This is a genomic window from Aeromicrobium phragmitis (assembly GCF_003674095.1).
GTDB classification, from domain to species: Bacteria; Actinomycetota; Actinomycetes; order Propionibacteriales; family Nocardioidaceae; genus Aeromicrobium; species Aeromicrobium phragmitis.
In genome coordinates, this window is sequence record NZ_RDBF01000017.1 from 22786 (window position 1) to 44459 (window position 21674).

Consider the following 21674-nt stretch of genomic DNA (forward strand, 5'->3'; position numbering starts at 1 on the left):
CAGTTCGCGGCGGCTGAAGCGTTTAGGCTGGTCGCAGTTTGCCGAGAATTGGGGAGAGCTGTGAGGCGAATCGTCGCAATGGTGGCCATCGCGGTGCTGTCCGTTGTGCTGCCGGTGTCGGCACACGCGGAGCACGCCGGGCCGCCGGACATCGGCGCGTTGGGAGGGCCCGGACCTGCGGGCGAGCCGCATATCTACGTGAATCCACGAGCCTTCGAGGCTGACGGATACACCGTGAGTGCCGAGGGTTTCACTTCGAACGAGGACGTGACCATCGAGGTCGACGGCAACACCGTCGCGACGACCGCCGCATCCGCAGCGGGACGTCTCGATTATCACGTCGAGGGATTCGCCGTGACCGCGGGAAGCGTCGTCACCGTCGAGTTGGTGGGAACGGCGCACAGCGAAACCCTTCTCATCGGCATCGAAGAACCGTTCATCTTCACCCAGTGGACGTATACCGCTTCGTCGCTGCACTACGTCGGAATTCCGGTCAACGTTCTGGCAACCGACCAAAGCGCGACGGGCGAACTGTTCATCGCCGGTCAGCGCATCGGGCCGCTGGAACGGAACGGTGACGCACTCATGTCCGGATGGGTGCCGTTGCGCCTGGACCCGGGAACGTACGAGATTCTCGTGGTGCTCGGCGATGGGACGCGCCTCACCGCCGACTTCACCGTCGTCGCCGACACCTTTCCGGTCACGGTAGCGCCCAACCCGGTCCCCGAGAACCGGCTGGCGGCAGGCGTCACCGTGACCGCTGAGGGCTTACTCGTCCCCGGGGGCGCACCGGCGCCTGACTTCATCCACGTCACTGTTCGCGACGCCGCAGGGCAGATGCTCGAAGCCCTCCCGGCGCAGGAACGGGCTGCGGTGGGTCACGACGGCAGGGCGTCGTTGCGGCTCGCCGAGTCCATCGTGCAGCGGCTTCAGGTCGGGCAGACGTACACGGTGTACGTGGTCGGGAGCACGGGCGCCACCGAGGTGGGCCCGGCGGTCGGTGAAGTCTCGTCGGCGCAGTTCACGGTGGTGGAAGCAGTGGCGACGCCGGACCCGATCGACCAGCCAGCGGTCGCGCCCGTGACGTTGCCGAACGTCGGGGCCGCCGTCGCGCCGCAAGCGCTCGGTCTCGCGGCGGTGCTGCTCGCGGCGGGCGCGGTTCTTCTGCAGCGGATATCCGGTCGCCGTCAGCCCTCATAAACCGAGGGGAAATGCCAGTGGGGCCCCAGCTCGTCGAGCTGGGGCCCCACTGGCGCCGGATTCAGTTCGCCGCGTTGTACTTCTCGAGGATGTCGGCAGGAATACGACCGCGCGCCGGCACGTCGATCCCCTGCTCCTTGGCCCAGGCGCGAACTTCCTTCGCCTGCGAGCCCGAATTCGACGAGCCACCGGATCGGCGACCGCGACGGCGAGCGCTTGCTGCGCTGTTCGACTTACGGCCCGCCCGAATGTACGGGGCGAAGGCCTTCTCGATCTCGTCCTTTTCCTTTTCGGTGACGTCGATCTCGTACGACGTGCCGTCGAAGGCAAAGGTGAGAGTCGGAGTTCCGCTTTCGATCTCTTCGCCGCTGATATCGGAGAAGAACTTTTCAATCGTTTTCTTGGCCACGGTTCGACTATAGGGCGAACAAATGTGTTCAGCAATTCTCGGAGGACTCGGTGCGGTCGTTGCTGCGGAGCTTTGCTCGACGGATCTGCACCATTCACCCTACGGACAAATTTGTTCTGTCACAATGGTCGGCGTGCTCAAGACTCGACTCTTCGTGATCGCCCTTGCGGCGACCCTGATGGCAGTGATGGTTCCAGCGTCGGCCGCGCCCGAGCAGGCCCCCACCTTGACGGTCAGTCCGGCCTGGGCGACGAGCGAAACGCTGCAGTCCGAGGGCGTGGAGCTGACGGGCCGTGGCCTGCCTCCGCAGCTGACGGTGTACCCGCGCTTCGAACAGTACGAAGTCCCTCCGGAGGTCGTGGGCCAGGACGGCACCGTCTCCACGCGGATCGAGGTTCCCGAGCTGATGGAGCCCGGAACGTACGAGGTGTGGCTCGAGGGCGGGCAGTATGAGCGCCTGGTCAGCACCGAGCTCCGGGTGACCGTGCTCGAGTTGACTGCCACCGGATCGACGATCGTCGGCAGCGGTTTCGAGCCCGGCCGACCCGTCACGCTGTCGGTCGACGGTGTGGAACAGGGCGAAGCCCCGGCAGGGCCGGACGGCCGAGTGGAGTTCCCGTCCACCTGGGCCGGCGAGCACGACGTCACGCTTCGAAGCGCCGCCGGGGAGGTGGCCGCGACGTTGACCCTCGAGGCCACTCCCACCCCCACGCCGGAGCCCACGCCGCCGCCGGCCCCGCCGGTGCCCTCGGTCGACGACATCATCGCGCAGGGTGAGGATCTGCTCGACGCGATCCGCTCGCAGCGCGAGGACCACATCGCCGAGCAGATGGACCGGATGCTGGACAAGCAGCGAGAGGCGTTCGGCGACGACCACCTCAAGCAGGCGCAGCTGGAGCTTCTCCGGCGGATCGAAACCGAACGGCAGGCGCAGATCCAGCTCAACCTCGAGGCGCAGCGCCGCGCGATGGAACGGGCCATGCAGTCCATGCCGCAGACCGAGCGGGAAAAGCGGATGCAGGCCAACCAGCAGCACCAGAAGGCGGTTGAGCGGGTCGAGCGCGGGAACGCGGATCTGCTCGCCATCTTGCGCTCCACGCCGCGCCAGCTTGGGACGGTGCCGGTCAGCGCGGACGGCACCGCCACGGTCGACCTCCCGGGCGATGTGAGCGGTGATCACCACATCGCCCTCATCGATTCCCAGTCCGGGATCATCATGGCGTACGTCCCGGTTAGCCTCGATACCCAGGAGGGTGCCCTGCCGCGGGTGGGCTCCGGTACGTCTCCCGAGCTGCTCGCGCTCGCTGCCGCGCTGGCGGTCAGCGGCGCCGTCGTATGGTCTCGCGCTTCATCTCGTCCACGGCCTGCTCGTAGGCCGTGACGAGGGCGGCGATCGTCAGCGGCTTGAACCGCTCGATGATCGCCGTCGCACCTTCGGTCTGGCCGGACTCCTTCATCTTCGGCCAGACCGAGGTGCGGAAGAGTTCGGTGAGATCGTGGGCGATCTGCTGGCCGTGGTCCGTGAAGATGCGGCGGGCCTCGTGCGCGGCCTCCAGCGGCATGCCGATCTCCAGCAGGCCCACACCGACGCCGAGATGAGCCGACGCGACGCTGAAGACGTCCTCGGTCGGCGTCGGTTCGACGATGCCGAGCGCGACGAGCAGGTCGAGGTCGTCGTCGCTGAGTTCGCGACCGGCGCGCTTGACCAGTTGTGCGCGGGTGAGGGTCTCGGGCAGCTCGGGCATCCAGGGCGCGAGCAGGGTGCGGTGCAGTGCCACCTGAGCGGGGGAGGCGTCCTCGGGGATCTTCTCCAGATACCCCTCGATCGCCGCCAGGGTGAAGCCGTGGGCCTGCAGTTCGCGCACGAGCTCCAGCCGGGCGATGTGGTCCGGCCCGTAGAACACATGCCGGCCCTCGCGCCGCGGCGCGGGGATCAAGCCGCGTCCGGCGTAGAAGCGCACGGTCCGCACCGTCATGCCGACGCGGGAGGCCAGCTGCTCCACGCTCAGATTCTCGGCGAGATCCCCGTTCGACATCGTTGCGTCCCTCTTCTTTCACCCCGGCGCTACCACTTTGACAGTAATGGTGTCACAATCGAGAACAGCGGCGCACGCCCCCTCGGCGGCGCCAGTGTCTCTACCCACGAACGAGGACGGTCATGACCGAAGCTTTCGTCTACGACGCCATCCGCACCCCGCGCGGGCGCGGCAAGAAGAACGGGTCCCTCCACGAGATCAAGCCCATCGATCTCGTCACCGGACTCCTCGATGAGATCAAGACCCGCCACCCCTCGCTCGATCCGACCGCTGTCGACGACGTGGTCCTCGGCGTGGTCTCGCCCGTCGGCGACCAGGGCGCCGACATCGCTCGCACCGCCGTGCTCAAGGCCGGTTTCGCCCAGGAGACGGCCGGCGTGCAGCTCAACCGCTTCTGCGCCTCCGGCCTCGAAGCCGTCAATCAGGCTGCGGCCCGCGTCAAGTCCGGCTGGGAGGACCTCATCCTCGCCGGTGGCGTCGAGTCGATGAGCCGCGTGCCGATGGGATCGGACGGCGGCGCCTGGGCCATGGACCCGGCCACCGCGCTCGACACGTACTTCGTGCCCCAGGGCATCGGTGCTGACCTCATCGCCACGATCGAGGGGTACAGCCGCGAGGACGTCGACACGTTCGCCGCCGAGTCGCAGGCCCGCGCTGCCAAGGCCATCGCCAACGGCTACTTCGGCGGGTCGATCATCCCGGTCAAGGACCAGAGCGGCCTCACCGTGCTCGACCACGACGAGTTCGTCCGCGAGGGCACCACCGTCGAGTCGCTCTCGAGCCTCAAGCCGTCCTTCGCCGACATCGGCGACCTCGGCGGCTTCGATGCCGTCGCGCTCCAGAAGTACACGGACGTGGAGCGCATCAATCACGTCCACCACGCCGGCAACAGCTCGGGCATCGTCGACGGTGCCGCGCTCGTCGCCGTCGGCAGCGAGGCCGCGGGCGAACGCCACGGGCTCACGCCGCGTGCGCGGATCGTGTCGACCGCCGTCGTCGGCTCCGAGCCCACCATCATGCTCACCGGCCCCGGTCCCGCCTGCCACAAGGCGCTCAAGAAGGCCGGCCTCACGATCGAGGACATCGACCTGGTGGAGATCAACGAGGCGTTCGCCGCCGTCGCGATGAAGCTCATGCGTGACCTCGGCGACTACCCGCACGAGCAGACCAACGTCAACGGCGGCGCGATCGCGATGGGTCACCCGCTCGGCGCCACCGGCGCGATGATCCTCGGCACGCTCGTCGACGAGCTGCACCGCCGCCAGAAGCGTTACGGCATGGCCACGCTGTGCATCGGTGGCGGCATGGGCGTCGCCACCATCGTCGAGCGCATCTGAGCCGGACCGAGATTTCTTCAGGAGAGAACGCATGACCAACAACGACGCGGTCCGCTACGACGTGGCCGACGGGATCGTCACCCTCACGATCGACGATCCCAACCAGAACGCCAACACCATGAACGAGACTTACCGCGCCTCGATGGAGGCCGCGGTCAACCGTCTGGCCGGCGAGATCGAGAACGTCCGGGGCGTCATCGTCACGAGCGCGAAGAAGACCTTCTTCGCCGGCGGCGACCTCAAGCTCATGACGCAGGCGAAGCCCGAGGACGCCGAGGCGTTGTTCGAGAACGTCGAGTCGATCAAGGCGGCTCTGCGCAAGCTCGAGACGCTCGGCAAGCCGGTCGTCGCGGCCATCAACGGCGCGGCGCTCGGTGGCGGACTCGAGATCGCCCTGGCCACGCATCACCGCATCGCCGCTGAGGGCAACTACGAGATCGGCCTGCCCGAGTCCACCCTCGGCCTGCTGCCCGGTGGTGGCGGCGTCACCCGCACCGTGCGTCTGTTCGGCATCCAGGACGCGCTCATGAAGATCCTGCTGCAGGGTCAGCGGATGAAGCCGGCCAAGGCGCTCGACATCGGCCTCATCGACGAGATCGTTCCGGCCGAGGAGCTGCTCGCGGCGGCCAAGCGCTGGATCGAGGCCAACGCCGACAGCGAGGACGCGGCCAAGCAGCCGTGGGACCGTCAGGGCTTCAAGATCCCCGGCGGCACGCCTTCGTCGCCGAAGTTCGCGGCGTTCCTGCCGAGTTTCCCGGCCAACCTGCGCAAGCAGCTCAAGGGCGCGGACTACAAGGCGCAGAAGGCGATCATGAGCGCCGCCGTCGAGGGATCGCAGGTCGACTTCGAGACGGCGAGCCGCATCGAATCGCGCTACCTGGTGAGCCTGCTCATCGGCCAGCAGTTCAAGAACATGACGCAGGCGTTCTTCTTCGACCTCGGCGCGATCAACGCCGGGAAGTCGCGTCCCGAGGGCGTGCCCCCGACCAAGGCCACCAAGCTCGCCATCCTGGGCGCCGGCATGATGGGCGCGGGCATCGCGTACGTGTCGGCCAAGGTGGGCATCGAGGTCGTGCTCAAGGATGTCTCGCTCGAGGCGGCCGAGAAGGGCAAGGACTACAGCCGCAAGCTGCTCGACAAGCAGGTCGGCCGCGGCCGGATGACCGAGGATCAGCGCGACGACATCCTCGAACGCATCACCCCCACGGCCGACTACGCCGACCTCGAGGGCTGCGACTTCGTGGTCGAGGCGGTCTTCGAGTCGGTCGAGCTCAAGCACTCGGTGTTCAACGAGCTGGAGCCGATCGTCAAGCCCGACGCGCTGCTGGGCTCCAACACCTCGACGCTGCCCATCACGCTGCTCGCCCAGGGCGTCAAGCGTCCCGAGGATTTCATCGGCATTCACTTCTTCAGCCCGGTGGACAAGATGCAGCTCGTGGAGATCATCGTCGGCGAGAAGACCTCCGACGAGGCCATCGCCCGTGCGATCGACTACACCAAGCAGATCAAGAAGACCCCGATCGTCGTCAACGACAGCCGCGGTTTCTTCACGTCGCGCGTGTTCGGCACGCTCGTCATGGAGGGCGCGCAGCTGCTCGGCGAGGGCGTCAACCCCGTGCGCATCGAGCGCGCTGCCTCGCTCGCGGGCTTCCCGGGACAGCCGCTCGCGATGATCGACGAGGTGTCGCTGACGCTGCCGCAGAAGATCAACGCCGAGGCCAAGAAGGCGGCCGAGGACGAGGGCAAGGCGTTCCCCGACAGCCCCGCGATGGACGTCATCAACAAGCTCGTCGACCTCGGCCGCAAGGGCAAGGCCGCCGGTGCCGGCTTCTATGAGTACCCTGAGGACGGCAAGAAGTACCTGTGGCCCGGCCTGTGGGATCACTTCGTCTCCGAGGGCGCCGACGTCCCGCTGGAGGACATCCAGGAGCGTCTGACGTTCATCATGAGCATCGAGACGATCCGCTGCCTCGAGGAGGGTGTGCTGCGCACCGTCCCCGACGCCAACATCGGCTCGATCTTCGGCATCGGCTTCCCGCCCCTGCACGGCGGTGCGCTGCAGTACGTCAACGGCTACGAGGCCGCCGACGGACGCATCGGCATCCAGGCGTTCACCGAGCGCGCGCAGGAGCTGGCGCAGAAGTACGGTGAGCGTTTCGCTCCGCCGAAGCTGCTGCTCGACAAGGCGGCCAAGGGCGAGAACTTCGCCTGACGCGGCAATGACGACGGCCCCGGTGCAGCAGCACCGGGGCCGTTCTCGTCAGCCGACCAGTTGGTCGCGCACCAGGCGGCGCATGACCTTGCCGAGCTGGGAGCGAGGCAGTTCCTCGACGACGACGATGCGCCGGGGTAGCGCGTAACGGGGGAGCGTCTGCTCGGCGTGGGCGCGCACCTCGTCGAGGCTGGGCGGGTGATGTCCCTCGCGCACGACGACGGCCGCGGCGACGAGTTCGTCCGAGCCGTTCGGCAGGCCGACGACGGCGACGTCCTCGATCGCGTTCATGCCGCGCAGCACGTCCTCGACCTGCGAGGGATAGACGTTGAAGCCGCCGACGAGGATGAGCTCCTTGATGCGGTCGGCGAGCGTGACCCAGTGGTCCTCGCCGAGGTCGACGATGTCGCCGGTCCGCAGCCAGCCGTCCGGCTGCAACTGCTGCGCGGTCTCCTCCGGGAGCTGCCAGTACCCGGCGAACACCTGGGGCCCGCGGATGAGCAGTTCACCGCGGCCGTCCTCGCCGTCGACCTTGATCTCGGTGTTGGGGAAGGGGAGGCCCAGCGTTCCGGGCCGGCGCTTCGCCGACACGGGGTTGCCGAGCGCGATGGGGGAGCACTCGGTCATGCCGTATCCCTCGATCAGCAGCCCGCCGGTCGCCGCCTCCCAGCGCTCGACGACCTCGGTGGTGATCGGCATCGCCCCGGCGAAACCGAGACGGATGGACGCCAGTCGCTCGGTGGCTCCCGTGGCGGCTGCCTGCTCCAGGAGCCGAGCGAACATCGGCGCGACGCCGGGAAGGAAGGTCGCCGGGCGACGTTGCAGCGCGTCGAGCACCATCGCGGTGTCGAACTGCGGGAACGCCACGACGGTGGCGCCGATGTGCGCCGGCAAGGTGAGACAGAACGTGAGGCCGAACGCGTGGAAGAACGGCAGCGCCCCGTACACGGTCTCGGTGCCCTCGGTGAAGTTCGCCCACGCGGCCCCCTGGCGCACGTTGGCGACGAGATTGCGGTGCGTGAGGATCGCTGCCTTGGGCGTGCCGGTCGTGCCGCCGGTGTAGAGGAACAGCGCCGGGTCCGTCGCGGCGATCGTCGGGCGCTCCGAGATCCGTCCGGCCGACTCGGCGAGGTCGTGCCAGTCCAAGGTGCCGGCGGGCCGCGGCGCGGTGAGCTTGGCGCGCATGCGGCGTGCGGGCGGGAGGGGGAGCTTGAGCGCGAGCCGCGATCGGAACGGCAGGTCCTTGGCGATGTCGACGCAGACGACCTCGCGCACCTCGGTGCCGCGAGCCGCGTCGACGACGCGTTCGGCGATGTGTTGCCACGCCAGGACGACCGTCGACCCGCTCACCGTCAACTGATGGTTCAGCTCGGCCTCGGTGTACGTGGGATTGTGCTCGACCGCGATCGCGCCGAGGCTCACCACGGAGTAGAACGCGACGACGTGCGACGTCGAGTTGGGAATCGCCAGCGAGACCCGGTCACCCGGTCCGATTCCCAGCTCTCGCAGCGCGGCGGCTCCGCGGGCGATGCGCTCAGCGAGCTCGGCGTAGGTCGTGGTGGCGCCGAGGAAATCGACGGCCACCCGTTCGGGCCAGCGCTTCACGGCCCGATCCATCGCAGCGAACACCGGCTCGTCCGGGATGTCCACCTCCCCGGGAACGTCGTACAGATCGACCCAGGGCTTCATACGTCCAGATTACTGCGCGCAGTCCCCGAGAGCGTCCCCGGTCATCGCAGCGGAACGAACGCGAAGGAGTCGCCGCCGCGTCGCTCCAGCTGGGTCGGCTGCAGGCTGCCGGCGGCTCCGGGCCGCGGCGACACGAGGGTGGCCCCGACGGCGCCGGCCGGCCCGGTGACCTCGATCAGCGCCGGAGGCAACGTCGACGTGTCGACATCGGCGGGCAGCAGATACGCCTCGGCCGACCCACCCGTCCCCGAGACCCTGATCGGCACACCGCGTTCGTCGAACGAGCTGACGGGCGCGCACGACGATGCCGTGGCGCCATCATTCTCCGGAAGGTGAAGGATGAGGCACACCTCGTTGGACGCGGTCGTTCCCACCCAGTACTGGGCATCACTGTCGCGTCCCTCGACCCGCCGTACCGAGTCCGGTTCGAGAGCGCCGAGCGTGGCGAGATCGACACCCTCGGGAACCCGGTCGCCGGCCGTCTGCGGCGCGGCGAGCACGGGCAGCAGGTCCTCGAGCTCCGCCTGCCCCCGTTCGGTCGACACCGCCAGCGCCAGCAGTGCAACGACCACGACCGCGGCCGCCACCACGAGCGACGGAGACCTTCTGGTTCTCGTCGCGTTCGCGCGCATCACACCACGCGCGTCGCCGGGGACTTCGTCTGCGACGGATCGGTCTCGGGAAGGTCGCCGAGCACCTCGTCGATCGCGTCGAGCACCTCCGGCTCCAGCGTCCGCCCGGCGGCCTCGACGTTGGACTCGACCTGCTCTGGACGCGAGGCGCCGATGATCGCGCCGGCGACGTTGTCGTGACTCAGCACCCAGGCGATCGCGAGCTGCGCCATCGTCATGCCCTGCTGTTCGGCGATCGGCGCCAACTCCTGGACGGCGCGCAGCGTCTCGTCGTTCATGAAGCGCTGGATCATGTCGGCCCCGCCCTTCTCATCGGTCGCGCGCGATCCTTGCGGCAGTTCGCCGCCGGGCGGGTACTTGCCGGTCAGGACGCCCTGGGCGATGGGCGACCAGACGATCTGCGAGATGCCGAGGTCACGCGAGGTCGGCACCACCTGCTCCTCGATCACGCGCCACAGCATCGAGTACTGCGGCTGGTTGGAGATGAGCTGGATGCCGAGGTCGTGAGCCAGCGCGTGGCCGGCCCGGATCTGGTCCGCGGTCCACTCGCTCACGCCGATGTACAGCGCCTTGCCTTGCCGCACCACGTCCGCGAACGCCTGCATCGTCTCTTCGAGCGGTGTCTCGTAGTCGTAGCGGTGCGCTTGGTAGAGGTCGACGTAGTCGGTGCGCAGCCTCGTCAAGGACGCGTCGATCGATTCCATGATGTGCTTGCGCGAGAGCCCGGTGTCGTTGGGTCCGCCCGGCCCCGTCGGCCAGTACACCTTGGTGAAGATCTCGAGCGAGGACCGCCGTTCGTGCGCCAGCGCCTCGCCCAGCACCGTCTCGGCGGCCCCGTTGGCGTAGACGTCGGCAGTGTCGAAGCTGGTGATGCCGGCGTCGAGCGCAGCCCGGACGCACGCCTTCGCGACGTCGTTCTCGACCTGGGAGCCGTGGGTCAACCAGTTGCCGTAGATGATCTCGCTGATCTTCAGTCCGCTGTTGCCGAGGTATCGGAACTCCATATGCCCACGGTACGGGTTCTTGGCCGCGAGCTCGCCTCGCGCGTCGCAGGCTAGGCGCTTCGTGACCTCGCTCACCGAACGTCATTCGGCGATGGCCGTGGCCGCGATAAGGGCCTACGGTCGAACCATGAATGCGGAGCACATCGTCGTGCGCGGGGAGCACGTGACCCTTGCCGTGTCACCCGAGGGCGCTGAGCCACAGTCGTTGCTCGACGGCGACGGCCACGAGTACCTGTGGCAGGCCGGCCCGGAGTGGCCGCGCCATGCGACGGTGCTCTTTCCGATCATCTGCCGGGTCCCGGACGACACGATCACCGTGCGCGGCCAGCACTACCCGATGTCGCAGCACGGGTTCGCCCGCAACAGAACCTTCGATGTCGTGGACGCCGATCAGTCGCGCGTCAGCTTTGTGCTCGCTGCCGACGACGAGACCCGCGAGCGCTTCCCGTACGACTTCGCGCTCGCCGTGACCTACGAGGCGCAGGACCTGTCGGTCTCCATCACCTACGACGTCGAGAACCGCGGCGACGTTCCGATGCCGTTTTCACTCGGGTTCCACCCGGCGTTCGCCTGGCCGCTCGAGCCCGACGCTCGGCGCACCTTGCACGAGGTGCGCTTCGACGAGCCCGAGCACGGGCCGTACCGACGCGTCGTCGACAACCTGCTCACCGACGAGGAGTACCCCTCGCTCGTCGGCGAGGACCGCCGCATCGGCCTGACCGACACGCTGTTCGAGGACGGCGCCGTCATCATGCCGAGCGTCGTCAGCAACGGCCTGACCTACCTGGCGTCGACGGGCCGCGGGGTGCGGATCGAGTGGGAGGGCTTCACGGGCGTGACGTTGTGGACCAAGCCAGGAGCCGATTTCCTCTGTCTCGAGGCGTGGCGCGGTCTGCCGGCGCCGCACGACTTCGCCGGCGACTTCCTCGACAAGCCGGGCAACGCGATCGTTCCGGTCGGCGAGCGGCTGCAGTTCTCCTACCGCATCACGCTGCTCTGACGTCGCGCCCGGTCTCGGCGGCGTGGGCCACGTTGCGCTGCATGCTGCCGAACACGATGCCGTGGAACGGCCACACCGACCACCAGTAGACCTGTCCCAGCAGCCCGCGCGGGTGGAACAGCGCCCGCTGGTGGAACGTCGTGGTTCCGCCCTCGTCCGAGCCCACGCGCAGTTCCAGCCAGGCGAGACCGGGGAGGCGCATCTCTGCGCGAAGGCGCAGGAACGTGTGACCATCGGTCTCCTCGACCCGCCAGAAGTCGAGGACGTCGCCCACCGCCAGGTTCTGACGGTCCCGCCGGCCCCGGCGCAATCCCGGCCCGCCCACCAGGCGGTCGAGCAGCCCACGAACCCGCCAGGCGAAGGGCCAGGAGTACCACCCGTTCTCCCCGCCGATCCCTTCGATCACCTCCCACAGCCGGTCCGGGGACGCCTCAACCTCACGACTGCGTTCGTCGGTGTAGAGCGACCCGCCGGCCCAGTCGGGATCCGACAGGAGCGGCTCACTCGGGGCGCCCGCGGTCGCAGCGGAGCTCCACCGGGTTGGTACGTCGAGTTCGCGGATTTTGGTCAGCGCGAGTTCGACGGCCCGGTCGAAGCCCGTCAGTCCTTCGGGCGGATCGGGGATGTAGTCGGCGATGTCGTGTTCACTCGCGACGATCGTATTGCGCAGACTCTGGACGAGTGGCCGGGCCAGTGACGCCGGTACCGGCGTCACGAGACCGACCCAGTGGCTCGACCACCACGGTGACAGCACGGGCACGCGGACCACTCGTCGGCGGGGGAGGCCGGCGACCACGGCATACCGCTGCATCATCTCGAAGTAGGTGACCACGTCGGGCCCGCCGATGTCGAAGCGCCGGTTGACGTCGGCGGGGAGATCGGCGGCGAGCCGCAGGTAGCGGAGCACGTCGCGCACGGCGATCGGTTGAATTCGCGTGTGCACCCAACGAGGCGCGACCATGACGGGTAGTCGCTCGGTCAAGTAGCGCAACATCTCGAAGCTTGCCGAGCCCGAACCGATGACCACGCCGGCTTGGAGGACGGCGGTCGGCACGCCGGAGTCCAGCAGGGTCTGTGCGACCACCGAGCGTGAGCCCAGATGTTCCGACAGCTCCTCGTCGCGCGGCACCATCCCGCTGAGGTAGACGATCCGTCGTGCTCCCGCCGCTCGGGTCGCCTCGGCGAACGCTTCGGCGATCTCGAGTTCCGTAGCGCCGAAACCGCGGCCGCTGCTGATCGAGTGCAGGAGGTAGTAGAGGACATCCACGCCCTCCATGGCGCGGGCGATATCCGCGGGCGAGGTGGCGTCGCCCTGGATGATCTCAACGCGATCTGCCCAGGCGTGTCCGCGAGCCTTACGCGGGTCGCGCACCAGCACACGGACGTCATGTCCGGCGTCGATGAGCTCGGGGACGAGGCGTCCGCCGACGTAACCGGTCGCGCCGGTCACCAGGCTGCGGGTCATGCAGCCAGTCTCGTTCAGGGGACGAGGTTGCGCTCATCGGCGGTGGCCAGCGTCAGCACCGCCTCGGTGACGTTCTCGTGCTGCTCCAGTTCGGCTTCCAGCGCACGCAGTCGCTCGGCGACCTGGTGCTCGGGCCGGTCGCCGACGATGTCGACGGCGGCGACGAGGAACAGCTGCGATGGCCCGACGTACTCGATGTGCAGGTAGGTGACCCGCTCGACCGACGGCCGATCCAGCAGCCGGCGCAGAACCTCGGCACGCGTGCGCTCGGAGACCCGTTGGCCGCGGAGGAACTCGCCGTTGCGGATGATCAGGAAGACGGCGACGAAGCCGAGCAACAGGCCGATAGCGATCGAGCCGATCGCATCCCAGATCGCTTGACCGGTGACCTGGTGGAGTGCCAACCCGCCCGCCGCGAGCACGAGACCGACGAGCGCAGCGGAGTCTTCGGCGAACACGGCGCGCAACGTCGGGTTGGACGTCCGGCTCACGTACGCCAGGGTGCGCAGCTTCAGTCGCCGTCCCCCTCGGCTCGCCTCGCGGAGCGCCTGCAGGAAGGAGAACCCCTCGAGGACGAACGCGAGCGCCAGCACGACGTAGGCGATCGTGTAGTTCGCCTCCTCCTCTGGCGCGGTGAGTTGCTGCACACCGTGCATGATCGAGACGACCGAACCGACGGTGAACAGGCAGAACGCCGCGAACATCGACCAGATGTAGGTCTCGCGACCGTAGCCGTAGGGGTGGTGGCGGTCCGGCCTGCGTCCGCCGCGCCGCTCGGCGACGAGGAGGAACACCTGGTTGCCCGTGTCGGCCCACGAGTGGGCGGCCTCGGCCACCATCGAGGCGGAGCCGGTGACTGCCGCGGCGAACGACTTCGCCACGGCGACCGCGAGATTGGCGGTGAACGCGATGGCGACCGTCAGCAGGCTTCCAGCGGGCACCTGATCATCGTGGCACGATCTGGGCATGAGCGACGAGAACGTGCGGACGATCGACCTCACCCGGATCGAGCGGGCCCGTTACCGAGTGACGAACCCGAGGGGCGGCTTCCTGGAGATCGGCGAAGGAGACGACACCAACTTCACTCCGGTCGAGCTGTTGCTCGCCGCCATCGCGGGATGCACGGCGATCGATGTCGACTACCTGACCACCAAGCGGTCCGAACCGCAGCGGTTCGACATCGTCGTTTCCGGCGTGAAGAAGGTCGCCGACGACGGCAACCGGCTCGAGGACATCGTCGTCGGCTTCGACGTGACGTTCCCCGACGACGAGGCCGGGCGGCAGGCGGCCGACCGGCTGGAAGTGGCCATCGACCGCTCGCACGACCGGCTCTGCACGGTGTCTCGCACGGTCGAGCTGGGCACCCCGGTCCAGGCCGGTCTGCGCTCCTAGATCCGCTTGCTGGGGTCGGCGCCGACGACGCCCTTCGGCTCGACCCAGAAGTCGAGCACCAGATCCTCCTCGCGCCCGCCGTTGAGATACGCCGAGAAGTCGGTGACGCCCTCGGCCTCGAGCACGTCGTCGTCGATGAAGAACTGCCCCGTGACCTCTCGCGCGGGCTTGGTGAGGATCGCGTGCGCGGCGTCGGCCATGATCTGCGGCGTCCGCGACGACGCCTGAAGCCCGGGTCCGACGACGTTGCGCACGGCCGCGGTATCGATCGCGGTGCGCGGCCACAGGGAGTTCGCGGCGATGCCGTCCGCGCGCAGTTCCTCCGCGAGCCCGAGGGTCACCAGGCTCATCCCGTACTTCGCGATCGTGTACCCGGTGTACTGACCGAACCACTTCGGGTCGGTGAGGATCGGCGGCGAGAGCGTGAGGATGTGGGGGTTGGGCGAGCGGCGCAGATGCTCGATCGCGAGCTTGGACAGCAGGAAGGCGCCGCGGCTGTTGATCTGCGTCATGAGGTCGTACTTCTTCATCGGCAGGTCCTCGGTCCGCGAGAGGTCGATCGCGCTCGCGTTGTTGACCACGATGTCGATCCGACCGAACTGCTCGGCGGTGCGCGCCACGGCCTCGGTCACGAACTCGTCGTCGCGGATGTCGCCGACGAGGGGGAGGGCGTGTCCGCCGGCGTCCTCGATCGCCTTGGCCGCCGTGTAGATGGTGCCGGGCAGCTTCGGGTGCGGCTCCGCGGACTTGGCCAGCAGTGCGACGTTCGCTCCGTCGCGGCCCGCGCGCACCGCGATCGCCTCGCCGATGCCGCGGCTGCCGCCCGACATGATCATCGTGGCTCCGTCAACCAACTTCATGTGGGATTCCTCAGCTCGTTTCGGATGTTCATCCCATCATGACGGCTCGGAGCCGTCACGGGAACGCGCGTGCAACGCCGGTGGCTTACCGTGACGCCATGACGACGGACATCGCCATCTTGGACCGGCTGCTCGCCGACCGCCGGAGTTGTCGCGGCTTCGACGAGGCCGAGGTCCCCGACGCCACGATCGCGCGCATCCTCCAGATGGCCCAGCGGACTCCGTCGTGGTGCAACACCCAGCCCTGGGAGGTCGATCTCGTCTCGGGGGCGGCTCTCGACGCGCTCCGCAAGGCGATCGAGGCCGATACCGGGTTCGGCAGCGACTTCGAGTTCCCCCCGAGTTACGAGGGCGTCTACCGCGAGCGGCGACGCGAGGTCGGGTGGCAGCTGTACGAGGCGGTCGGGGTCGAGCGCGGCGACCGGGACGGCTCTGCTCGCGAGATGCTCCGCGACTTCGAGTTCTTCGGCGCTCCGCACGCCGCGATTCTCACCGTCCCCGCGAGCCTCGGCGTGTACGCCCTGGTCGACGCGGGGCTCTACATCCAGTCGTTCCTCCTGGCCGTTCACGCCCACGGGCTCGGAGCCATCGCGCAAGCGGCACTCGCGCAGAAGTCCGCGCTGCTGCGCGAATGGTTCGAGTGGGACGACGATCGCCGGGTCGTGTGCGCGATCTCGTTCGGGTATCCCGATCACGATCACCCCGCCAACAACTTCCGCGCCTCCCGGGCGACGATCGACGCCAACGTGCGCTGGCATCGTTGACCCGGAAACCGTCAAGCTTGACGGTAAATGAGCGAGGTCCTACGGTGAGGGGCGTGAAGGTGGCGCCCGAGTGGTTCAGTTGGGCCGTCGCCCACACTCCTCGGATCGAGCGGATCGGCGTGGAGGGAGCGTCGATCCACTACCGGGTCTGGGGGTCCCGTGACGGGGCGCCCGTCGTGTTGGTGCATGGCGGCGCCGCGCACGGCGGCTGGTGGGACCACATCGCACCGCACCTCGCCACCGAACACCGCGTCATCGCCCTCGACCTGTCCGGTCACGGCGACAGCGATCACCGTGACGCATACGATCTCGAGACCTGGGCGCGCGAGGTCCTGGCCGTCGCGGCCGCGGAATCGCCGCTCCCGCCGGTCATCTACGGACACAGCATGGGCGGGTTCGTCGCCTTGACCGCCGCCCGCGAGCACGGTGATCACATCCGCGGCGTCGTCGCCATCGACTCGCCGGTGCGCCGGGTCTCACCCGAATCCGGGATGTGGCGCGCACAGCGAGCCAACCCGGACGCCATCATGCACTACGCCGGCCGCGACGAGATCCTCGCCCGGTTCCGCACCGTCCCCGAGGACCCTGCGTGCCTCGACTTCGTCCTCGCGCACGTCGCCGCGGACTCGATCATCAAGACCGAGTCCGGCTGGCGCTGGAAGTTCGACCCCCGCGTGTTCCTGTCGGCCACGATGCAGCCGGAAGATCTCGCCGGTGCCGCATGCGACGTGGCTCTGCTGCGCGGCGAGCGCGGCATGGCGACGCACGACATCACCGAGATCGTCCGCGAGCGCCTCGGCGGTACGGTGCCGGTGACGGTCATCCCGGACGCGGGACACCACATCATGCTCGACCAGCCGGTGGCATTGATCGCCGCGCTGCAGACCTTGCTCGGACAATGATGACCGATGTCCTGATCGACCGGCAGGACGGCGTCCTGCGGATCACACTCAACCGGCCCGACCGGCTCAACGCCCTGGACACCGACATGGTGAACACGGTCGCCGCCGCGCTCGAGGACGCCGAGGGGGTGCGGGTCGCGGTCCTCACGGGTGAAGGGCGCGCGTTCTCCTCCGGTGCCGCGATGGCCAAGGACACGGTGAATCCGGGCATTCTCGCGGCGATCGACCGGCTCATCCACGCGATCACGCAGGCGCCGTACCCGGTCGTGGCGGCCGTCAACGGGATCGCGGCCGGCGTCGGATGCTCCATCGTCGTCGCGGCGGACGTGTCGATCGCCCGGTCGTCGGGGTACGTGCTCCAGGCGTTCGTCAATATCGGCCTCATGCCCGACGGTGCAGCCACCGAGCTGCTCGCCGCGTCGATCGGCCGCACCCGCGCCATGAACCTCATGCTCAGCGGTGAGAAACTGCCCGCCGACGAGGCGGTGGCCATGGGCCTGCTGACGCACAGCGTGCCCGACGAGGAGTTCGACGCGTTCGTCGAGAAGACGGTCGCCCGCTTCGCCGCCGGTCCCACGGTCGCGTACGCGCAGACGAAGGCGGCCGTCAACACGGCCAGCCTGCCGACGTTGAGCGAGACGCTCGACCGCGAAGCCGCGGGCCAGACCCTGCTCGCCGGCACCGCCGACCACGAGGAGGGCAAGGCCGCCTTCCTCGAAAAGCGCCCACCCCACTTCCACGGCAAGTAACCCGGGTGTAGGTGGTCGAGTAGGCCCGAGGAACGAGCGTATCGAGACCACGTGGGGTGGTCTCGATACGCCGCTCGCAGTAGCGGTTCCTGAGTGCCGCCGAGGGACGAGGCGGTATATCGAAGGGCGCCGCTACTCGCGTGAGTCGGACGAGCTCCGCCGCTACTCGACCAGCTGTCCCGGGGTGTAGGTGGTCGAGTAGGAAGGTCGCTCAGCGACCGACCAATGGAGCCATCGCCGAGGGGGCGTAGCCGCGATGGAGCGAGACCACGTGACCTGGTCTCGATACGCCGCTCGCAGTAGCGGTTCCTGAGTGCCGCCGAGGGACGAGGCGGTATATCGAAGGGCGCCGCTACTCGGTGAGTCGGACTCGCTCCGCCGCTACTCGACCAGCTGTCCCGGCGTGTAGGTGGTCGAGTAGGAAGGTCGCTCAGCGACCGACCGTATCGAGACCACGTGAAGTGGTCTCGCGCTGCTACTCGACCGGCGGGTTCAGCTGCGGAGGGCGCCGACGCCGAGGACGGCGGCGAGGCCGAGCGCGCTGCGGGGGCGGTAGGCCGCGGTCCACAGGCCACCGTGCGCTGCGCCCTCCGCTTCGTCCATCCACGGTTCGGGCTGTGGGGCGACCCCGGCCTTGAGGTCGTGGACGAGCATCGCGGCCATCAGCACGTTGCTCGTCGCCGGCTCGAAGACCTCCACGCCGAAGCGATGCGCACCGGCGTACGCCGCCGCGAGCGCCTTGTTCTTCACCACCGAGCGCGTGCGCGTCGAGGGTGCCACGTTGAGCGAGACGAGGGTTCCCTCGTGGCGCGCGGTCGTCGCCCGCCAGCGCTGGAGTCGTTTGGCGAACGCGTAGTTCGGCCCCTGCTGGGGCACGAGGGCATCGCAGATGCCCATCTCCGCGTGCGGCGGATAATTGCGCTGCAGCAGCCGGCCTCCGCTGACCATGCGCAGCGGCGTGCGGACGAGCGAGGAGGCCCGGCGATAGCGCTCGTTGGCGGCCGCGACCTCGGCGCCGTGCACGGCGAAGACATCGGTGGGTGTCGCAAGGAACGCCAGAGCGGTATCGGGACGCCGCCGAATGAGGTGGGTGGCGAGCGCGTCGGCCGCCATCGTCACGCGGACGTGGGTGCCGCCGTCGGCGTAGCAGTAGTTGCCGAGCACGAGGCGCCCCTCGATCCCTTCGAGCCACTGCGCGACGGCGGGAAGTTCGTGGATGACATCGGCACCGGCCTCGCTGGCATCGTCGATGACGATCCGGGCCGGCAGATGGGTACGGCCGGCGCCGTTCTCCGCGTGCTCGCGGATGCGCTGCTGGATGTCGGCACGCGGAAGGTCGACGGCGACGACCTCAGCGCCCCACCGCAGCAGGGAGCGGTACGGCCCCATCTCGGCACCCGCGCCGAGCACCACGACGGTGTCGCCCTCGAGACTCAGCCACTCCGGGTGCTCCTGGACGAGCTGGACGGCCTGCGAGCACGATTCCGTGATGATGCCGCGCGCGACCCAGTCGTCGAGCTGATCGCGCAGCTGACGTCCGGCGAGACGCTCACCGCGGTAGGGGATCGAGAGCTCGCGCTCGGGCTCCGCTGACCCCTCGATCGTGCGGGTGTGGAAGGCCTGCGTGACGGTCGCGTTGTCGATGGCCTCGCTCAGCGGTAGGTCGTCGAAGAGCAGGTGGTCGTTTGCGCTGCGCAGGCCTTCAGCCGCGATGGTCACCGCGGCTCGCTGGTCGCCGATGCCGGCTTCGAGGAGCCGCGCGAAGTGGGTGAGGTATCCCCGCCGCCAGTTCGTCTCGTGCTCGACGGCCAGCGCGCCGACCGGATCGGTCTTGCGCAAGGCGTCGGCGACGACCTCACGGGCAGTGGCCGAGGTGCTGTCGCTCGGGAAGCGCACGCCGGAAGTGCTCATGAAAGCTGAGACTAGCCTCACGTTGCAAGTGCGCGCGAGTCGACGACGGTAGGGTCGCGGCGTGGGTGTCCTTTATCTCATTCGGCACGGCCAGGCTTCCTTCGGCAGCGATGACTACGACGTGCTGTCCGCTCTCGGTCATACCCAGTCCTCGGCCATCGGGCAGGGCTGGGAAGCGGCCGAGTTCCAGCCGACCGACGCGATCGCCGGTTCGATGCGCCGGCACGCCGAGACCGCGATCGCCGCGATCGACGCGTGCGGCGGTCCGGACGGCTACGACGTCGACGCCGGCTGGAACGAGTACGACCACATCGGCATCGCCACCGCGCACGACGAGTCCGCACTGACGCTCGACACGAAGGCGTTCCAGGTCGTGCTCAACCAGGCGCTGGCGCAGTGGCGCGAGGGCATCGGTGAGTTCGAGGAGCCCTACGCGGCATTCGAGAAGCGCGTCCTGACCGCCTTCGAGCGGGCCGTCGACGTCGCCGGTCCCGGACGGCAGGTCGCGGTGTTCAGCTCGGGCGGGCCGATCGCGATGGCGGTCTCTCACGTCCTGGTGGGCGACGACTCGCTCTTCCGGCGACTCAACGACGTGCTCGTCAACGCGAGCATCACCACGATCCTGTGCGGCACCTCCGGGCCGCGCCTGCTCACCTTCAACGAGCACACCCACCTTCCCCGCGACCTCGTCACCTATCGCTGAGGAGCATCATGCGCAAGACCACTCTGATCACCGGCGCGTCCTCGGGACTCGGGGACGGCATGGCCCGCGTGCTCGCCGAGTCGGGCCATCACCTGGCCCTCGCGGCACGTCGCACGGAACGACTGGAGGCGCTGCGCGACGAGCTGCTCAGCGCCCACCCGGGGATCGAGGTCAGCGTCCACCCGCTCGACGTGAACGATCACGAGCGGGTCTTCGCCGTCGTGCGGGAGGCGGCCGAGGCGCACGGCGGAGTGGACCGGGTCGTCGTCAACGCCGGGCTCGGCAAGGGCGGCCGGATCGGGACCGGCAAGTTCCATGCCAATCTGCAGACCGCGCAGACCAACTTCGTCGCGGCGCTGGCGCAGTGCGAAGCGGCCATGGAGCACTTCTACGAGCGCAAGGCCGGGCACCTCGTCGTCATCTCGTCGATGTCCGCGATGCGCGGGATGCCCTCCTCGATGACCACGTACGCGGCGACCAAAGCCGGCATCGCCCACCTGGCCGAGGGCATCAGGATGGACCTCATCGGGCGCAAGGGCCTCGACATCAAGGTCACGACGCTCTACCCGGGCTACATCGCTTCGGAGATGAACGAGGGGGTCGAGCAGGAGGCCAAGCTCATGGTCGACACCGAGACGGGCAGCCGCGCGCTCGTGGCCAAGATCGAGGCCGAGGTGGCCGAAGCGCACGTGCCGACGTGGCCGTGGTCGCCCCTCTCGCACGTCATGAAGCGTGCTCCGCTCGGTGTGGTGAAGCGGCTGGTGTGAGGGCGTTGAGGGTAGGCAGACCTGACTTTGGTGAGGTTCGCCTGGCTGGAATGACAAGGTAATCCGTGCTTTCATTGAGTCATTCAAAAGAAAGCAGAGGAGAGATCATGAGCACCGTTGCCGAGACTCACACGGCCCACCCCCCGTTCAAGGCCTCCGAACGCCTCGCCGGCCACCTGCAGCAGCTGCACGTCGACCTCATCGACCTGCACATCCAGGGCAAGCAGGCCCACTGGAACGTCGTCGGCAAGAACTTCCGCGACCTGCACCTGCAACTCGACGAGGTTGTCGACGCGGCGCGGGAGTTCTCCGACACCGTCGCCGAGCGCATGCGCGCCGTCTACATCACGCCGGACGGCCGCGCCAAGACGGTCGCGGCGCAGTCGAGCCTCGCCGAGTTCCCCGCCGACGAGGTGGACACCGCCGAGACCGTCGACCTCATCACCGGCGCGCTCTACAGCGTCGCCGCGACCGCTCGTCGCATCCATGACGAGGTGGACGAGGAGGACCCGACGACCGCCGACATCCTCCACGCGATCCTCGAGCGCCTCGAGCAGCTCGCGTGGATGATCGACTCGGAGAACCGGGTCGCCAACCGGTCGATACCGCGACCGATCCACCAGTGACGACACGACGAGAGGC

At 68.5% G+C, this 21674-nt stretch carries 21 protein-coding genes; 12 read left to right on the forward strand and 9 right to left on the reverse strand.

Annotation, left to right across the window (positions count from 1 at the left end; all coding sequences use genetic code 11):
* The first annotated feature begins 60 nt into the window (after nucleotides 1–60).
* Nucleotides 61–1200 carry a hypothetical protein gene (locus D9V41_RS15675; protein WP_166376071.1) on the forward strand — a complete coding sequence of 380 codons (1140 nt, stop codon included), beginning with the start codon at nucleotides 61–63 and terminating at the stop codon, nucleotides 1198–1200.
* A 61-nt stretch (nucleotides 1201–1261) separates the two neighbouring features.
* Here the strand turns inward: D9V41_RS15675 and D9V41_RS15680 are convergent, their stop codons facing one another.
* Complete coding sequence (locus D9V41_RS15680; protein WP_208006898.1) at nucleotides 1262–1609, reverse strand: histone-like nucleoid-structuring protein Lsr2; 348 nt, start codon at nucleotides 1607–1609, stop codon at nucleotides 1262–1264.
* 133 nt (nucleotides 1610–1742) lie between these two features.
* Between D9V41_RS15680 and D9V41_RS15685 the strand changes: the two genes are divergently transcribed.
* Nucleotides 1743–2990 carry a hypothetical protein gene (locus D9V41_RS15685; RefSeq protein ID WP_133434218.1) on the forward strand — a complete coding sequence of 416 codons (1248 nt, stop codon included), beginning with the start codon at nucleotides 1743–1745 and terminating at the stop codon, nucleotides 2988–2990.
* Here the strand turns inward: D9V41_RS15685 and D9V41_RS15690 are convergent.
* Nucleotides 2929–3645, reverse strand: coding sequence for a MerR family transcriptional regulator (locus D9V41_RS15690; protein ID WP_121795535.1), 717 nt, complete (start codon nucleotides 3643–3645; stop codon nucleotides 2929–2931). The two genes, D9V41_RS15685 and D9V41_RS15690, sit on opposite strands and share 62 nt — an antisense overlap.
* 122 nt (nucleotides 3646–3767) lie before the next feature.
* Here D9V41_RS15690 and D9V41_RS15695 point away from each other — a divergent pair, with 122 nt between their 5' ends.
* Together D9V41_RS15695 and D9V41_RS15700 are read left to right on the forward strand one after the other, a co-directional pair.
* Nucleotides 3768–4982, forward strand: coding sequence for an acetyl-CoA C-acetyltransferase (locus tag D9V41_RS15695; RefSeq protein ID WP_121795536.1), 1215 nt, complete (start codon nucleotides 3768–3770; stop codon nucleotides 4980–4982).
* 31 nt (nucleotides 4983–5013) lie between these two features.
* A complete protein-coding gene (locus D9V41_RS15700; protein WP_121795537.1) occupies nucleotides 5014–7194 on the forward strand; it encodes a 3-hydroxyacyl-CoA dehydrogenase NAD-binding domain-containing protein in 2181 nt (726 codons plus the stop codon).
* A 48-nt stretch (nucleotides 7195–7242) separates the two neighbouring features.
* Here D9V41_RS15700 and D9V41_RS15705 read toward each other — a convergent pair whose 3' ends face one another.
* Genes D9V41_RS15705 through D9V41_RS15715 form a run of 3 tightly spaced genes read right to left on the reverse strand, consistent with a single transcriptional unit; the run spans nucleotide 7243 to nucleotide 10519 of the window.
* Nucleotides 7243–8883 carry an AMP-binding protein gene (locus tag D9V41_RS15705; RefSeq protein ID WP_121795538.1) on the reverse strand — a complete coding sequence of 547 codons (1641 nt, stop codon included), beginning with the start codon at nucleotides 8881–8883 and terminating at the stop codon, nucleotides 7243–7245.
* A 41-nt stretch (nucleotides 8884–8924) separates the two neighbouring features.
* A complete protein-coding gene (locus tag D9V41_RS15710; RefSeq protein WP_133434219.1) occupies nucleotides 8925–9455 on the reverse strand; it encodes a hypothetical protein in 531 nt (176 codons plus the stop codon).
* 59 nt (nucleotides 9456–9514) lie between these two features.
* The gene (locus tag D9V41_RS15715; RefSeq protein ID WP_121795568.1) at nucleotides 9515–10519 is read right to left on the reverse strand and encodes an aldo/keto reductase family protein; all 1005 of its coding nucleotides are present in this window, start codon (nucleotides 10517–10519) and stop codon (nucleotides 9515–9517) included.
* Nucleotides 10520–10646: 127 nt separating this feature from the next.
* On the opposite strand from D9V41_RS15715, the gene D9V41_RS15720 reads away from it, so the two are divergent.
* Nucleotides 10647–11519, forward strand: coding sequence for an aldose 1-epimerase family protein (locus tag D9V41_RS15720; protein WP_166376075.1), 873 nt, complete (start codon nucleotides 10647–10649; stop codon nucleotides 11517–11519).
* On the opposite strand, the gene D9V41_RS15725 is transcribed toward D9V41_RS15720, so the two are convergent.
* The gene (locus D9V41_RS15725) at nucleotides 11506–12984 is read right to left on the reverse strand and encodes an SDR family oxidoreductase (RefSeq protein ID WP_121795540.1); all 1479 of its coding nucleotides are present in this window, start codon (nucleotides 12982–12984) and stop codon (nucleotides 11506–11508) included. The genes D9V41_RS15720 and D9V41_RS15725 overlap by 14 nt on opposite strands.
* A 14-nt stretch (nucleotides 12985–12998) precedes the next feature.
* Nucleotides 12999–13925, reverse strand: a complete 927-nt coding sequence (locus D9V41_RS15730; protein ID WP_243697310.1) for a cation diffusion facilitator family transporter — start codon at nucleotides 13923–13925, stop codon at nucleotides 12999–13001.
* 25 nt (nucleotides 13926–13950) lie between these two features.
* Here D9V41_RS15730 and D9V41_RS15735 point away from each other — a divergent pair, with 25 nt between their 5' ends.
* On the forward strand, nucleotides 13951–14376 hold the full coding sequence (locus D9V41_RS15735) for an OsmC family protein (RefSeq protein WP_121795541.1): 426 nt from the start codon (nucleotides 13951–13953) through the stop codon (nucleotides 14374–14376).
* Here the strand turns inward: D9V41_RS15735 and D9V41_RS15740 are convergent.
* Nucleotides 14373–15236, reverse strand: coding sequence for an SDR family oxidoreductase (locus tag D9V41_RS15740; RefSeq protein ID WP_121795542.1), 864 nt, complete (start codon nucleotides 15234–15236; stop codon nucleotides 14373–14375). The genes D9V41_RS15735 and D9V41_RS15740 overlap by 4 nt on opposite strands.
* A gap of 98 nt (nucleotides 15237–15334) precedes the next feature.
* On the opposite strand from D9V41_RS15740, the gene D9V41_RS15745 reads away from it, so the two are divergent.
* The 3 genes from D9V41_RS15745 to D9V41_RS15755 are packed head-to-tail and all read left to right on the forward strand — an operon-like array spanning nucleotide 15335 to nucleotide 17651.
* Complete coding sequence (locus D9V41_RS15745) at nucleotides 15335–16000, forward strand: nitroreductase (RefSeq protein ID WP_121795543.1); 666 nt, start codon at nucleotides 15335–15337, stop codon at nucleotides 15998–16000.
* A 53-nt stretch (nucleotides 16001–16053) separates the two neighbouring features.
* Nucleotides 16054–16902 carry an alpha/beta fold hydrolase gene (locus tag D9V41_RS15750; RefSeq protein WP_121795544.1) on the forward strand — a complete coding sequence of 283 codons (849 nt, stop codon included), beginning with the start codon at nucleotides 16054–16056 and terminating at the stop codon, nucleotides 16900–16902.
* On the forward strand, nucleotides 16902–17651 hold the full coding sequence (locus D9V41_RS15755) for an enoyl-CoA hydratase (protein ID WP_121795545.1): 750 nt from the start codon (nucleotides 16902–16904) through the stop codon (nucleotides 17649–17651). The genes D9V41_RS15750 and D9V41_RS15755 overlap by 1 nt, the downstream gene beginning before the upstream one ends.
* Before the next feature lie 492 nt (nucleotides 17652–18143).
* Here D9V41_RS15755 and D9V41_RS15760 read toward each other — a convergent pair whose 3' ends face one another.
* On the reverse strand, nucleotides 18144–19562 hold the full coding sequence (locus tag D9V41_RS15760; protein ID WP_121795546.1) for a hypothetical protein: 1419 nt from the start codon (nucleotides 19560–19562) through the stop codon (nucleotides 18144–18146).
* A 61-nt stretch (nucleotides 19563–19623) separates the two neighbouring features.
* Between D9V41_RS15760 and D9V41_RS15765 the strand changes: the two genes are divergently transcribed.
* From D9V41_RS15765 to D9V41_RS15775, 3 genes are all read left to right on the forward strand, one after another.
* Entirely contained in the window at nucleotides 19624–20265 is a 642-nt protein-coding gene (locus D9V41_RS15765; RefSeq protein ID WP_121795547.1) for a histidine phosphatase family protein, read from the forward strand.
* 8 nt (nucleotides 20266–20273) lie between these two features.
* Entirely contained in the window at nucleotides 20274–21032 is a 759-nt protein-coding gene (locus tag D9V41_RS15770; RefSeq protein WP_121795548.1) for an SDR family oxidoreductase, read from the forward strand.
* Nucleotides 21033–21139: 107 nt separating this feature from the next.
* On the forward strand, nucleotides 21140–21658 hold the full coding sequence (locus D9V41_RS15775; RefSeq protein WP_121795549.1) for a Dps family protein: 519 nt from the start codon (nucleotides 21140–21142) through the stop codon (nucleotides 21656–21658).
* Nucleotides 21659–21674 lie beyond the last annotated feature (16 nt).

Bases quoted from the DNA above. Each gene is read 5' to 3' on its own strand.
- D9V41_RS15700 (WP_121795537.1), top strand. From the start codon at position 5,014: ATGACCAACAACGACGCGGTCCGCTACGACGTGGCCGACGGGATCGTC.
- D9V41_RS15735 (WP_121795541.1), top strand. From the start codon at position 13,951: ATGAGCGACGAGAACGTGCGGACGATCGACCTCACCCGGATCGAGCGG.
- D9V41_RS15715 (WP_121795568.1), bottom strand. From the start codon at position 10,519: ATGGAGTTCCGATACCTCGGCAACAGCGGACTGAAGATCAGCGAGATC.
- D9V41_RS15740 (WP_121795542.1), bottom strand. From the start codon at position 15,236: ATGAAGTTGGTTGACGGAGCCACGATGATCATGTCGGGCGGCAGCCGC.
- D9V41_RS15770 (WP_121795548.1), top strand. From the start codon at position 20,274: ATGCGCAAGACCACTCTGATCACCGGCGCGTCCTCGGGACTCGGGGAC.
- D9V41_RS15705 (WP_121795538.1), bottom strand. From the start codon at position 8,883: ATGAAGCCCTGGGTCGATCTGTACGACGTTCCCGGGGAGGTGGACATC.
- D9V41_RS15695 (WP_121795536.1), top strand. From the start codon at position 3,768: ATGACCGAAGCTTTCGTCTACGACGCCATCCGCACCCCGCGCGGGCGC.
- D9V41_RS15745 (WP_121795543.1), top strand. From the start codon at position 15,335: ATGACGACGGACATCGCCATCTTGGACCGGCTGCTCGCCGACCGCCGG.
- D9V41_RS15725 (WP_121795540.1), bottom strand. From the start codon at position 12,984: ATGACCCGCAGCCTGGTGACCGGCGCGACCGGTTACGTCGGCGGACGC.
- D9V41_RS15720 (WP_166376075.1), top strand. From the start codon at position 10,647: ATGAATGCGGAGCACATCGTCGTGCGCGGGGAGCACGTGACCCTTGCC.
- D9V41_RS15690 (WP_121795535.1), bottom strand. From the start codon at position 3,645: ATGTCGAACGGGGATCTCGCCGAGAATCTGAGCGTGGAGCAGCTGGCC.
- D9V41_RS15760 (WP_121795546.1), bottom strand. From the start codon at position 19,562: ATGAGCACTTCCGGCGTGCGCTTCCCGAGCGACAGCACCTCGGCCACT.
- D9V41_RS15755 (WP_121795545.1), top strand. From the start codon at position 16,902: ATGACCGATGTCCTGATCGACCGGCAGGACGGCGTCCTGCGGATCACA.
- D9V41_RS15775 (WP_121795549.1), top strand. From the start codon at position 21,140: ATGAGCACCGTTGCCGAGACTCACACGGCCCACCCCCCGTTCAAGGCC.